At 40.2% G+C, this 14459-nt stretch carries 11 protein-coding genes and 1 pseudogene; all 12 read left to right on the top strand.

The window, feature by feature from the left end:
• The first annotated feature begins 160 nt into the window (after positions 1–160).
• The gene (locus tag L4C37_RS04680; protein WP_429768043.1) at positions 161–1471 is read left to right on the top strand and encodes an anaerobic sulfatase maturase; all 1311 of its coding nucleotides are present in this window, start codon (positions 161–163) and stop codon (positions 1469–1471) included.
• 11 nt (positions 1472–1482) lie between these two features.
• Positions 1483–2094, top strand: a complete 612-nt coding sequence (locus L4C37_RS04675) for a hypothetical protein (RefSeq protein WP_429768016.1) — start codon at positions 1483–1485, stop codon at positions 2092–2094.
• A 77-nt stretch (positions 2095–2171) separates the two neighbouring features.
• Positions 2172–3125, top strand: a complete 954-nt coding sequence (locus tag L4C37_RS04670; RefSeq protein ID WP_429768015.1) for a tetratricopeptide repeat protein — start codon at positions 2172–2174, stop codon at positions 3123–3125.
• A 190-nt stretch (positions 3126–3315) separates the two neighbouring features.
• Complete coding sequence (locus tag L4C37_RS04665) at positions 3316–4299, top strand: AAA family ATPase (protein ID WP_429768014.1); 984 nt, start codon at positions 3316–3318, stop codon at positions 4297–4299.
• 9 nt (positions 4300–4308) lie between these two features.
• On the top strand, positions 4309–5304 hold the full coding sequence (locus tag L4C37_RS04660; protein ID WP_429768013.1) for a DUF58 domain-containing protein: 996 nt from the start codon (positions 4309–4311) through the stop codon (positions 5302–5304).
• A 4-nt stretch (positions 5305–5308) separates the two neighbouring features.
• Positions 5309–5830, top strand: a complete 522-nt coding sequence (locus L4C37_RS04655; RefSeq protein ID WP_429768012.1) for a DUF4381 domain-containing protein — start codon at positions 5309–5311, stop codon at positions 5828–5830.
• Positions 5784–6890 (top strand): VWA domain-containing protein, encoded by a 1107-nt coding sequence (locus L4C37_RS04650; RefSeq protein ID WP_429768011.1) that lies wholly within the window; start codon positions 5784–5786, stop codon positions 6888–6890. Before L4C37_RS04655 ends, L4C37_RS04650 begins: the two co-directional genes overlap by 47 nt.
• The gene (locus L4C37_RS04645) at positions 6887–8494 is read left to right on the top strand and encodes a vWA domain-containing protein (RefSeq protein WP_429768010.1); all 1608 of its coding nucleotides are present in this window, start codon (positions 6887–6889) and stop codon (positions 8492–8494) included. The genes L4C37_RS04650 and L4C37_RS04645 overlap by 4 nt, the downstream gene beginning before the upstream one ends.
• Before the next feature lie 70 nt (positions 8495–8564).
• Complete coding sequence (locus L4C37_RS04640) at positions 8565–9800, top strand: BatD family protein (RefSeq protein ID WP_429768009.1); 1236 nt, start codon at positions 8565–8567, stop codon at positions 9798–9800.
• 238 nt (positions 9801–10038) lie between these two features.
• Positions 10039–11910 carry a methyl-accepting chemotaxis protein gene (locus L4C37_RS04635; RefSeq protein WP_429768008.1) on the top strand — a complete coding sequence of 624 codons (1872 nt, stop codon included), beginning with the start codon at positions 10039–10041 and terminating at the stop codon, positions 11908–11910.
• A gap of 284 nt (positions 11911–12194) precedes the next feature.
• Positions 12195–12914: a response regulator transcription factor gene (locus tag L4C37_RS04630; protein WP_429768007.1), complete on the top strand. Its 720-nt coding sequence runs from the start codon at positions 12195–12197 to the stop codon at positions 12912–12914.
• Between the two features lie 31 nt (positions 12915–12945).
• Positions 12946–14247 (top strand): annotated as a pseudogene (locus L4C37_RS04625) (sensor histidine kinase); the annotation flags it as partial.
• Positions 14248–14459 lie beyond the last annotated feature (212 nt).

Here is a 14459-nt window from a genome sequence, read left to right as displayed (position 1 = left end):
TTTTGTTTTCGCTTGTTTGTTGAAGAAGCCATAAAACAGAATCAGTAATACTACTGATTACGGCTGACAAGTGTTGTTGAATAATGGTCATAGATAACCGTTATCGGTTTCCATCTTAGGGAAGTAATCGCACAGTGAATGTGAGTGAACGAGAAGAGGAATAACAATGACCCAATCAGCTCAACACAACACCATTATGTTGCCAAAAGCAGCACCCGCGAAACGTATGAATATTATGACTAAGCCCATTGGGTCAGCATGTAATATTGATTGCACTTACTGTTACTACCTAAGTAAAGAAGAGTTGCTAGGCCATGAGCGTGGTTGCGCGACTCAAGTGAGCGAAGATATGCTCGACACCTACATCAAGACCTATATTGAGCAGCAAAATTTTCCTGAGATTGTTTTCCATTGGCAAGGCGGAGAACCGACGTTACTAGGTGTTAATTTCTTTCGTGACGTAGTTCGCCTGCAAAAAAAATATTGCCCGAAAGGCGTGAAAATTGAGAACAATCTGCAGACTAACGGGACGTTACTTAATGATGATTGGGGCAAGTTCTTAAGTAAAAACAATTTTATGGTCGGCTTAAGCATTGATGGACCTGAAATGATCCACAACGCTTATCGCACCAACCGCTCGGGACGAGGCACTTTTAAGCAAACTATGAAAGGTGTTGCGGTTCTTCATAAACACAACGTGAATTTTGCAACGCTGACTTGTGTAAACAACCTCACTGGTTCAAACCCACTCGAAGTCTACCGCTTTTTACGCGATGAGATTCGTTCGCCACAGATGCAATTCATCCCTATCGTCGAACCGAAATCATTCCGAGAGACAGCGCCACAGAAATGGTCTGAAGAAGAGATTCTTTTTCAAGGCATGCCTGAAACTGAGCCTAGCCACCCGAACTCAATTGTAGAGTCTTGGTGTGTTTCTGCTCATCAATGGGGAGATTTCCTGTGCACCATTTTTGATGAGTGGTTGGAAAATGACATCGGCAAAGTGAATGTTCCGTATTTTGAATCTTGTGTTGAAACTTGGATGGGTCGAGTAAACCCGCTTTGTACACTGGCTCCTATGTGTGGCAAAGGATTAGCTATTGAGCACAACGGTGATGTATTCGCGTGTGACCACTATGTTTACCCAGAATACAAGCTCGGCAACATCAATGATGCCAAGCTTGAAGACCTGCAATTTTCAAAAGGCCAAGAAGAATTTGGTCGAGCAAAAGAGTCAACGTTACCTAAACAATGCCGAGAGTGTACTTATCAGTTTGCTTGTTTTGGTGAGTGCCCGAAAAATCGCTTTATCAAAACCCTCGATGGTGAAACAGGGCTGAACTATTTGTGTGCAGGCTGGAAACAGTTCTTTTCACATATTGATCCTTATATATCAATGGTTGTATCGACCATGGGGTACCCAGTGAACAAGGGTATTAATGCAGACGCGATGAGAATTAAATTTAAATAGAGGGTGAAAAAATGAAATTGATTATATCAAGAATATTGATCGCATCTCTCGTTATGTCTTTTGTCGGTACTTCGATAGCAGAGACAACAATAAAAACAGAACAGCAGGTCGAGCAAAAATCTGAGAGTGATAAATACAAAGTAAACCAATCAGCTAATAGTGATTTAGATGGTTTGTATAATGAGGAACAAGTGAACGCGATTATTTCATTGGCATTCGAAACAAAGAGTAATCGCTATACAGAATTTGCTCGTCTATTCAACCGGTGTCAAAAACAACCTAATCATCCTGATTGCGGTGATTCTTATACAGCTAAACGCACTCAGTATGAGATTGCCAAAGCCAATCATGCAGTACTTCAAATGGTATATAAAGATGAGTTCAAATACCTGCTTATGCCTGAGGTAAACTCCCCTGAACTAGTGGTTTCATTGCAGAGCTTAGGGTATCTAAATAGCCGATCAGGAGAAGATGTGAGCTACGAAGATACTTTAACAGCATTGAATCATTGGTTAAGTGCGAACAGAATGCGAGAAACACGCGATATCTATTTACTACATGCCCTGCTAGTTCGAGCAGAAGAACTGTCTCAACGGTTATTGAACGAACAGGAAGGCGCATGAGTTATCGCTGCATAAAATTAAAACTAAACCAACTTGAATTAAGCAAAATGACACTTAAGTTGTGGTTCGTTTGCATCATGTCTTTTTTATGCCCATTTTATGTTGGTGCGAGTGCAGTACAGCCTGCAGATTTTCCTGTGCCGCCTGTAGAAAGGGAAGAGTCACTCCTAGCTGAATATTCTCAGAATGAATTGTTGAGTATGGAATTGAGAGTTGAGGCAACAAATAATTTAGGTCTGTATTACGGTCCTAATGCCATTATTGCAGTTGCAAGAGCCTCACGTTCGGAACATACAGAAATGCGTTTAGCTGCCATTCAGGCGGCTAAACAGTGGGAAGGTCGAGCAAAGTGGGATGTAATATCTCCGATGTTGAATGACAATAATCAAGATGTTAGTGAAGAAGCCGTACAAGTACTGATCCAAATCTGGCAAATATTGTCTCCTTCGCATCAAGAATATTTAGACAAGTATGTAGGGAAGTACCTGGAAAAACTGCCATTAACCTTAGAGGGTGATCTAAAGAAAACTTGGTTCTATCGAATTCAACGAAAAGAAGCGCTCATTGAAGAGCAATATGAACGTATGTATACCCTTTATGATGATCCAAGAATTGCGGTACTCCATGCTGGGTATTTACGTGATATTGGTAAAACGGCTCAATCAAGAGAAGTGCTAGAAAAAGCAGCAGGCAAGTACCCTAATGATGCGTATTTACAATACAGCTTAGGGTTAAGCTATCATCGGTCTGGTGATTTGATGAAATCAAAACAGTCACTTAGCCAAGCTGTGGCTCTCGCTCCCGCGAACTCCAAATATGCTTATGTATATGCCTCTACCGTTCGGGATTCTGATGTCCATCAAGCAGCGAGACTGTTCGGTAAAGCGTATCAACTAAACCAAGAACCTGTGTACCTCTATGCATTATGCGATGCGCTATTGGAGTCGAAGCAGAACGCTAAGCCTTGCCTGGATTCGTTAAAACGGGTTGCGCCTGAAAGTGTGGTCACCGAACTTAAAAAACGCTACTGAACACAGAATAGTTAAAACCTAAGCTATTAATAAAAACCAGAGCAGTGAATTAAATGAAGTATTTAACACTATTCAGTTAAAAAATATGCAGCTAATAACATGTAGCAGTAAAAACATAGCTGCAGTAGCCATATCCAATCCTTTGTGAATATTTCTAATTACGGCGGAGCAGTGCTCCGATAGGTCTTTTATGTCTCAGAAACCCAATTCTTCGATCATTTCACTGTTTGAACATGTTAACCAACGAATTGTTGGACAGGAACATGTGACAAAAGCGATGGTCATTGCGTTATTGACTGGTGGACACATTTTGCTTGAAGGTCTACCTGGTACCGCAAAAACGCGAGCAGTTAAAATGCTTTCTGATGCATTAGGCTTGGCATTTGGCCGTGTTCAATTTACTCCAGATTTATTGCCTTCCGATGTCACTGGCACGCAAATGTATCAGCAAGAAAGTGCTTCTTTGGTATTCCAGCCGGGTCCTATTTTTAACTCCATCGTTTTAGCCGATGAAATTAACCGTGCTCCTGCGAAAGTTCAGGCTGCTTTATTAGAGGCTATGGCTGAAAATACGGTGACGGTTGGAGGTGAGTCTTTAATGCTTCCGGTTCCATTTATGGTGATGGCTACGCAAAATCCGATTGAACAAGAAGGCACATACCCGTTACCTGAAGCACAGATGGACCGTTTTATCATGAAAATTGAAGTTGGCTATCCAAAACGGGAAGCTGAAATGGACATTATTCATTTAATGCGAAAAGAAGAGCTAGGCGAAGATTCAGACCTTTATAAAAGCGCAGAGACATGTGCTTTTACACAAGAGGATCTGATTCAAGCCAAGGAAGAAATCAAACGTATTTATTGCTCGCCTCCTATCGATCAATACTTTGTCGATTTGGTTATTGCGACAAGGCAACCTGAGCAATATCAACACTCTAAATTGTCGGAGTGGATAGATGTTGGTGTGAGCCCAAGAGCGTCGATAGCATTAGACAAATGCAGTAGGGCTCATGCTTGGATAGAAGGGCGAGATCATGTAACGCCTGATGATGTTCGAAGTGTTGTGACGGCTGTACTTGGCCATCGTATCTCGCCAAGCTTTGAAGCCCTTTCAGACTCTGTGACGACCAAACAAATTATTGATGAGCTTCTTCTCACTGTTCCTTTGACTTAAAGGTATCTTATGAATATTGCACAAGACCCTAGAATCTCTGCAGAGTTGAGTACGCTAATGTCCATGAAAATGTCAGCGTCAAAACTCATTCTACCTCCTTCCCAAAAGGCAGGAAGTAAAATGTCAGGTCGTCATCAATCTAAGTACCGTGGTCGGGGGATTAACTTTGAGGAATTCCGTCATTATCAGATAGCTGACGATGTGAGGAGCCTTGATTGGAAAGTGACACTGCGAACCGGAGAGCCTCATATAAGAGTTTACAGTGAAGAAAAAGATAAACCGGTGATCTTAGTCGTTGATCAACGAACCAGTATGTTTTTTTCTTCTGTTGATACAATGAAGTCTGTTGTTGCGGCTCATATCAGCGCCTGTTGCGCTTGGTCGGTAATCAAAAGTAATGATCGAATTGGCGCGTTGTTGTTCAATGATTTTGAAGCTAAGTGGTACAAACCACAAAGAAACATGGCACATGTTTCACGAGTTTTAAAAACACTGACGTCAATGAACCAAAGCTTAGTCACAACTGCTTCTAAATTTCAGTCATTTAAACCAATGCTCTCCCAATCAATTTCGAAGAAGTCAAAGATAAACTCCCCTGATAAGGCTGTGACTGAGCAACCATCTCTGAGTCTTGGATTAACGAAATTAATGAAGCTGAAATTAAAAGGCAGCTTGCTTATATTTATTAGTGACTTCTCTGGTATGAAGCCTGACGATGTTGAAAGGATTAAATGGTTAAAGCGTCATAATGATGTTTTAGGTATTGCTATTAATGACCCTATGGAAGTGAATTTGATGTTCAGTGACCCAATGCTGATCAGCGATGGAAACCATCAACTTCCTGTGAGCCAAAGTATGAACACCAAGCTTGGTGACTACAATAAATGGCTTGGGCAAGAAAAATCTGCTCGGCAAACCTTATTTGGCTCTGCGGGTTTCCCTCTTATTGAGCTTGATACTTCTGGTCATCACATTAATCATTTCCTTAATAAAGTAAGAGGGTGAAGTGATGCCATCCAATAATATTCTACTAAAAAACTTTGTTGATCCAGAACTCCCAATCAGCATCGCCTTTTATCCTCAAACTTTTGGTTGGAAAGCTCTGTTTGTCGTTATCGGCCTTGGTTTGGCATGGCTTGGTATTCGATTTATTAAAAAATATAAAGAGGAACGTTATCGAAAAAAAGCATTATCTTTTGTGCAACAACGTGATGAATTATGGGCTCAAGCATGTTTTACAGGCGATGCTGCCACTGAATTACGCAGCCTAAACAATGTGCTGAAAAACACGGCATGTTATGCATTCCCTAATCACAATATTGCCCACCTTACAGGTAAAGAATGGCTTCGTTTTTTATCTATAACTTCGCAAGACTCTCTTTTTGTTTCAGAGGTTCACGAACATTGGCAAAAGTCGATTTATCGACCTAATTCGGCTCGAGTATGGACGAGCACTGAGCTTACCCAAGTGAAAAGTGACACGATTGAATGGATCAAGTGCCACAAGCGAGATGCTGCTTATGGAGTTTGAATATTCGTGGGTATTTGCTTTATTGCCGATTCCTCTTTTTATCTACCTCCTTGCACCTCAATATGAGACTCAAAGAGTCGCCATTCGTGTTCCATTTTTTACGCGATTGGTCGAAGACCTGCAGCTAAATGTGAATAACGGAAGTTCAGATATAAAACCTGGGCGCTGGCAACGATTTTCATTGGTCTTCGGTTGGATACTGTTAGTTATTTCAGCAGCAAAACCAGTATGGCTAGGTGACGAAGAAACTAGAAATTTAGACGGACGAGACTTGATGGTACTGGTTGATTTGTCGGGTTCTATGTCGACCACCGATTTCTATAGTGTGAATGGTGTTGAAGAATCAAGGTTACAAGCTGCGAAGCAAGTTTTGAGTGAGTTCAGTGAACAGCGTAAGGGAGATCGGCTAGGGTTAATTGTTTTTGGTGATTTTGCGTACATGCAATCGCCATTTACAGCTGACCATAAAGCTTGGTTGTCTTTATTGAAAGAAAGCCAAGTTGCAATGGCTGGACCAAGTACTCACCTAGGGGACGCAATAGGTCTGGGGATTAAAACTTACCTTTCAGAGGAAGCTATTGATAATAGCGAGGGTAATAAAGACAAAAATAAAGGTAAGAGTAGAGATGGCAAAGATACTAGGGAAAATGACAAGCAAAGAGTGATGATTGTCCTCACCGATGGAAATGATACCAACAGCCTTGTTCCTCCTATAGACGCGGCTAAAGTTGCTGCGGCAAACAACATTAGGATTCATACCATAGCGATGGGTAACCCTAATACTGCAGGTGAACAAGCTTTGGAAGTTGAAACGCTAAACAGTATTGCCAGCATCACTGGTGGTCAGTCATTTTTAGCGATGTCATACCAAGAACTTCAATTGGTTTATCAAGTGATTGCAGACTTAGAGCCTACGGTTTACAAGAGTTTTACCTTTCAACCCAAAGTTAGCCTACATTTTGTGCCAGTAATCTTGCTTGTATTGCACCATCTTTTGTTCATGGCTGTGAGCTTATTTAGAACGAGACAGTGTCCCAATATAGGGGAGGAAATCAAATGACTGTACCTATATTTCTTTCTGAGTTTCATTTTCTTCGAGTTGAGTGGCTTTTATTAATTGTGCCTTTTATTGGGCTTTTGCTGATCCATTCGAAGCGTGAAGCTAGTGGACAACAGTGGTTAAAAGCGTTACCGACACATCTAGCGAAAGCGATGCGGGTAGAGCAACCTTCTTGGGGAAAGCAGTTACCCAAAAAACTACTTTTTGTGATTGGTCTTGCTGCCATTTTCGTTGCTGCAGGTCCAAGTTGGTATCGCCAATCTTCGTTATTTGGAGAAGACAACTCTCAATTGGTCGTGGTGCTGGATGTGTCTGATACGATGAATCAAACAGACGTTGCACCAAGCCGATTGATCATGGCAAAACAAAAAATCTTGGAGACGATAGAAGCAAGAAACTCTGGAGAAACAGCGTTAATCGTATATTCAGGGAGTGCACATGTCGCGATGCCTTTTACACAAGATATAGCAATTTTCAAACCGCTATTAGAGTCAATTAAGCCAGAGATAATGCCAAGGCAAGGTAAGTTTGCGGAATATACCGTGCCAGTGATTGAGAGACTATTAAGTTTAAGCGACTCAGCAACCGTTATGCTAGTGACAGATGCTTTAAATCAACAATCAATTACTTCTTACACTCAATATTTTAAGCACCGACCTCATCGATTATTAACTTATGGAATCGGTCACCCTGATCGTCCTTCTAATTTCCCTCTACAAAGTGGAAAGTTGGAGAGCTTAAGTGAGTCGGTAAATGGTGATTATGTCCAGTTTTCACCAGCTAATAATGATGTCGGTAGGCTTGAACGCATTATTACCCAAAATGCTAAAATGAATATGGGTTCGTCTGAGCCTTGGTTTGATTCTGGGTATTCACTTGTGTGGTTCATCTTAGTTGTTTATCTAATGTGGTTCCGCAAAGGGTGGCTCGTTCATTGGGGAATTATTTTATGTTTAAGTAGCTTTTCATTCTATTCACCAAATGTCACCGCAAGTGAGTGGTCTTTTGTCGATCTGTGGTTAACCAAAGATCAGCAGGGTCAGTATTATTATCAACAAGGTGAATACAAGCTTTCCGCCGAGTTATTCGATAATGACCAATGGAAAGCGACAGCCTATTTTCAAGCTGGTGAATACGAAATTGCTCAACAGTACTTCATGAGAAATGATGATCTTCACTCTCAGTTGGGTGTCGCGGCGTCATTGACTCATCAAAAAGAGTATTTAGCGGCTAAGCGTTTTTATATCTCGTTGCTAGAGGTATACCCCAGCAGTATTGCAGCCAAAACTAACCTAATAATTGTGGAAAAAATCATTAAGGACATCGACCAATTCACCAAGAGCCAAGCCAATAATAATGAGCAGCAAAGTAGTCGAGATTTAGGGGATAAACCTCAAACGTCAGAAGGGCTTGAGCAAGAAGTAGAATCAAAGCTGCTAATCAAAGAAGTACTTACTGCTGAGCAAATATTATCAAACGCATCAGCAAATGATAAATGGATGAGAGCGGTGCAAAGTGATCTCTCTGATTTTTTAACTTCCAAGTTTTACATTCAATTCGAGGCGGGCATAGGGATAAGTAAGGAGTTTGAAAGTGAGCACTAACTTTACATGCAGAACTCTATTATCATCCTGTCTGCTTTTGCTGTTATTAGTGACGAGCAATAGCTTCAGCATGGAAATTAGCGACTTATCTCATCGAGGAAGTCTTCAGGTTAATGCGTGGGTGGATGATGCTCACGGTGGAAATAGTACACATAGCAATAACTACAGTCGCGCTTTTTCTGTTCATGAACAAGTGACAGTTAATATTGAAATACTGTCTGACACTTGGTTCACCAAAGGAACTCACATACATCGATTTGAAGTTGATAATGCAGTGGTTCTTTCTAACCAACTTCATTCTATAAACTCAACTAAACGTTTAAATGGGAAGACTTATTCCCAGCAAATATGGGAGGTTGTGGTTTATCCATTACAAAGCGGCGAGTTTTTAATTCCAAGTATCACCATTGAGCTAGAAATCAAAAACATCAGCGGGAGTAGCGGTAAAAATGCCCATGAAAATAAAAACAATAAGGAAAAAAATAGCAATGTAAGTGGCTTTATTCAGACTGAGCCCATTCGATTTAGTGCGAATAAGCAGAGCGCTTTTATGTTTGAACCGCACCTTTGGTTGACTGCTGATAATGTGGATGTTTCACAACAAATAACGGTGGTCAGTAGAAGTGAAGATAGAGAACAATTACACATTAATGTTGGTGACTCGATATCAAGAACCATCACTTTAACCGCGAGTAACACGAACTCGATGCTTTTACCGGAACTAGTGAATTGCGATGATTTTCCTTATACAACTGATTATGTGAAGTGCTTCGTTCAATCTTCTCAAATTAATGAGACGCGTATTCGTGGGGTGAATAAAACTACAAAAGTAGAAGCGATAACCTACGTTGTAAAAGAAGCCGGAGAGTTTACCTTGCCAGAAGTCGTTCTCTTTGTTTGGGAGCCTGAAAATCAGGAGATAAAAAGCCTAAAATTGGATTCAGCTAACTACAGAATAAAGTACACGTTAGGATCATGGGTTAAGGCTTATCTTCATGAGTTGTTGGTGGCTGTTGCCTGTGTTTTGCTTATTCTCATCATGATGAAGAAATTGGTTGTTTATTATTCTTCGCGTAAATCGCCATTATTATTCAGGTTTTTACTGTCGTTGGTGAAAAAAGAGGTGGTTGACTCTGAGAATATTGTTTATGAAAGATTTCTGACCAAATACGGTCAATACAGATTGTTTACACAAGGTAAAGAGCTAGACGATACGTCAATACATAGACGTTATAAGGAGCTATCAAAAGTAACTTTATTTAATAGGCGATATTTAATAAATCTTTGGTGTCGAATCACCCGATGAAAATGAACATAGCAGCTTACTGACAGGGTAATTAGTCAGCATTTATTTACCGTAAAAATACTGATTACCTCGCTATAACGGTCATAGATAATTAGCTTAGGTTTAAGTCGAATCCTAAGTAATGCTCTAATTTTCTCAGTTGCAGAATATTGAGTGCATGACTCTACTGTTCATATCGAGACTGCAAGGAAGATCAATTTCGAAATGGGCTAAATCCGTTTACACAGAGAATTAGAAATTGAAATTTAGTCAAAAAATATTGCTTGCATCGTCATTACTGCTGCTTTCTTCCATCGCTTTACTTACTGCCATGCAAGCTTACACGGTACGAAAAGAGCTAGAAGTCATAGAGCATACAAGTCTAAACCAAATGGTAAAAGAAATGACAAATGTCATTGCTCTAGAACTGCAAAGTAAAAAAAACTTAGCTCGCTTCACTACTGAAACTGTTCAGTATTACGGTGATACGCTTCAAGAAGTCCAGAATGTTATTGAAACCTCTATCTTAAAAGAGAACTTTATTGCCGTAGGTTTTGGTGAAGAAAGAAGTGGGTCGTTTGTCGAGAATGATGATAACTGGCAGGCTGGCTCTGATTACGATCCGAGAACTCGTCCTTGGTATCAACAAAGTGCATCAAAACAGCAATTGATCGTTACAGAGCCGTATATCGATGTTTCTACAAGGACAACTGTCATCTCAATCGGTACCCCAGTATTTCAAAATAAACAATTTGTTGGATCAATGTTTTTTGATGTCGATCTGAGTGGTTTGTCTGATTTGGTCGGTGAGGTACACCTATTTAACGCGAGTGATTTTTTCATTATGACAGATAAAGGGATCACTATTGCTCACCCTGATACATCAAAAAATGGAGAAGAGGTAACGAGCTATATACCGGATATTAACCTTCATTTGAAAGATCAAAAAATAGAATTAAACGAAAGATTATACCAAATTCGTATAGCCGAAATTCCGGGGCAAAATTGGTTAATTGGGGCGATTGTTGATGAAGAAAAAGCGTATCAGAGTGTCTACAAAATGCGTAATACCTCTCTACTTTATGGTTTGGTAGCAGCATTAGTCAGTGTAGTTATCTTAAGTCTGTTGATTAAATACTTGATTAGACCAATTCATATTTTAAATGATGCCATCGAAAATGTTGCCTCTGGTGAGGGAGATTTAACAAAACGACTTGATACAAATACAGACCGTGAATTCGTAACATTAGCAGAGGGTTTCAACGCATTTGCAGACAAAATTCAAACCCAGATTATCGAATCTAAACAGTTAGGCCAGGAGATATTGGAAGTAACAGAAGTCACGGTGGCGGGATCTAAAAAGTCAGTTGGAACGATGAACCAGCAACTTCAGGAACTTGAGCAGTTAGCTTCGGCGATGAATGAGATGTCCGTTACTGCATCTGAAGTGGCCAATAATGCCCAAGGTGCTGCATCAGCAGCCAAAGACGCAGGAGATGCAACGGAGAGAGGTTCAAATGCAATGAGTGAAACTGGAACCTCGATTGATTTTCTTGCTTCACAGATTGAGCAAGCTTTGATAGAAATGCAAAACCTAGAAGCTGCGACAGCAAACATTGAAACCGTACTAAATGTTATCAACGATATTGCTAGTCAAACGAACTTGTTGGCATTAAATGCAGCGATAGAAGCAGCAAGAGCTGGTGATTCTGGTCGTGGTTTTGCTGTAGTAGCCGATGAAGTTAGGACGTTAGCCCAGCGTACGCAGGATTCTACTTCTGAAATCGGAAGTTTGATTGAGCACTTACAAAGTGGAGCGCGAACGGTTTCTAGTGCTATGGACCAAAGTAAGCAATCAACGACAGATGCCGTAAGCAAAGCGAAGTTAGCGGAGTTGGTACTTGAAGAAATTAAACAAGAAATAGATAGAATTACCGAAGTCAGTATTCAAATAGCTTCTGCGGCTGAAGAACAGAGTTTAGTGTCCGAAGAAATCAATGGGAATACGCTTCGAATTAAAGAGTTGTCTACTGATGCTACAAATATTGCGGAAAATGCGAGTAAGTCACTCGATAACCAACAAAGTAAAATATTGGAGCAGGACCATGTACTAAACCGTTTTATTGTCTGACACCTTTGACTTATTCAGCGTTACATTTATTACACTATTAAAGTGTAACGCTCGTTTCATTGGAGCAGAAAGCGATGATGAGTGAGGTAACTTGCCATGAATCGAGTTAGGGCAATACATCCGTGAATCCCAAAGTGTTATATGCAAACAACTATGTAAAACTAGGTGTACATTATTGATGCAAATTAATTGTCATACGGTAAAACAATGACAAGCATCACACTGTTGAATGAATCAGTATGGCATATATAATACGCCCGCATTTATAAATACGGATGATATTGATGTTTAAAGCTAAAGTACTCATTGTAGAAGATGATCTAGAAATAGCCCGCTTAACTACTCTTTATTTAGAAGCCGAGGGTTACGTTGTGAGCGCTGTTCATGATGGTAACCTCGCACTAGACAAGATACGCAGTTTTGAACCGGATCTCGTATTACTTGATTTGATGTTACCAGGTATGAGTGGTACTCAAATATGTCGCCAAGCGCGAGAGTTTTATCACGGTATCATTTTAGTTTTGACGGCATCTGAAGATGAAGTCAGTGAAGTCAGCCTGTTTAAGTTTGGTGCTGATGATTATGTGACTAAGCCTATTCGAGGTCATGCCTTATTAGCTAGAATTGAGGCTTTGCTGCGTCGTGCTTCTTTAGCCGCTAACAATTCGCCTTCTTCCACTAGCCACTCTATTGAAAGCCAAGAAAATGTTCCTAACCCAAACGGAATTTTCATCGATGTTGGTGATCAGTCTGCATATTTAAATGGTCAAAATCTAAAACTCACATCTGCTGAATTCGATATTCTAAATTTGTTAGTCACAAACATGAGTGAAGTTGTTACGAGAGATCAGTGCTGTCAGCTTTTCCGTGGTATCGACTACTCATTCAATGACCGCTCAATCGATATGCGGGTGTCTGGTTTACGCAAAAAACTTCGTATTCACGCCAACGAAAAACAATGGATAAGAACGGTTAGAAATAAGGGGTATATGCTTGTTGCTTAGCTTTATACCGAAGAAGCTGAAGAACACTTCAATGTTTGCTCGTTTATATATTGGGATTGTTGTTGGCTTAGTTTCTACTATCTTCCTGTTCATCACACTCGGTGATGGGCATATGAGAAGGTCAGAAATAGAAACCTTTCTGAATGATGGCAGTTACTTTGCAGAGCAGTATGTTAATCAACATAATCAGCCGAAATCATTGTATGGGGAACTGGATAGAACGGGGTACCAGCAGTTTTATATTTTTAACTTAAGGTTAATTGAAAATTGGGATGGGGAGCCTCCATGTCGCAATTGCGAACTCCATACCACGTTAAATACTATTCCCGTTTACCTGACGGACACTAACCTCTACTCTGCCGTTTTCCCTCTTCCTAATTCTAAGTACAGTTTCGTATTCAGCGAAATCGAAGAGTTTTTCAGCCCTGACATTGAATGGTATGAAGACTCTGAGCGACACTTTCTACTGGCGCTATTAATTGCGGTCGTGTTTGCTATTGGAGCCAGTATTTATTTACCTATTCGTCGCTTACAAGAGCGCATAGAGTTACTGGTTGCTAAGCAAGAACAGTTTGGGAAAGGAAAACTCAGCACTCGCTCTAACACAAAAGAACTTCACCCTATTTCTGATCTTGCAAGTAGCTTCAACTCTATGGCTGAGGAAATAGAAAGCAAGGTTAAGCAAAGCCACATATTTGCACAGGCTATTCCCCACGAAGTGCGAACCCCACTTAGCCGAATTCAATTGGCTGCCGACTTATTAAGGCGTGAAGCCCCCGAAAAGCACCAAGTTCTATTTGATGATATTGATAATTATATTGATGATATTAACGAGCTGACATCAGATATCATTATGCTTTCTAAGCTTAATGTCGCGGATGATTCATTCTTTGAGCTAGTAAAAATCAATACAGATTTATCTGAATATTGTTTAGAAAGAGTACGTTATTCAAAGCTCTCGAATGTAGAATTTGAGTCTCTATTACTTCATGGTATTAAAACTAAATGTGACTGCACGATGGCTCGTTTAGTATTAGATAATATTCTGAAGAATGCAGGGAATTATACCAAAGATAAGGTGTGGGTTACCTTGGATGAAAATTCAGAGAATTGGTTAATATCGATTGAAGATAACGGGAAAGGCATCCCTGTTGAAAAACGAAATGAAGTACTGCTGCCGTTTTCTCGTTTGGATCAAAGCCGAACCTCAAAAACAGGTGGGTTTGGTTTAGGTTTAGCGATTGCTAACTCTGCGGCAAAAAAACTTGGCTGGGAAATTAGGATTCAAGGCAGCAATCATGGTGGTGCAAAGTTCATTATTTCAATGCCTAAGTCGAACTCCTTGTCTATTTCAAGCTCCCTGTCTATTTCGAGCTCACAGCCTATTTCGGATTCTAATACCTCAAACTACAATGGGTACCTTCCTATTGAATGATGCCACTACCTTTCATTAGGAGGGGTGCTATAAATATTTCTACAGATATTAATAAGGGCAACATATGTTGCCCTTATTTTTTAATGTTTTGTGTTTGATTGGTTTAGTTA

The sequence above is a fragment of the Vibrio kagoshimensis genome (assembly GCF_050337535.1).
In the GTDB taxonomy this organism is placed as follows: Bacteria; Pseudomonadota; Gammaproteobacteria; order Enterobacterales; family Vibrionaceae; genus Vibrio; species Vibrio gallaecicus.
The sequence above is the reverse complement of the archived record's forward strand: the minus strand, read 5'-3'. Positions and strand labels throughout refer to the sequence as shown.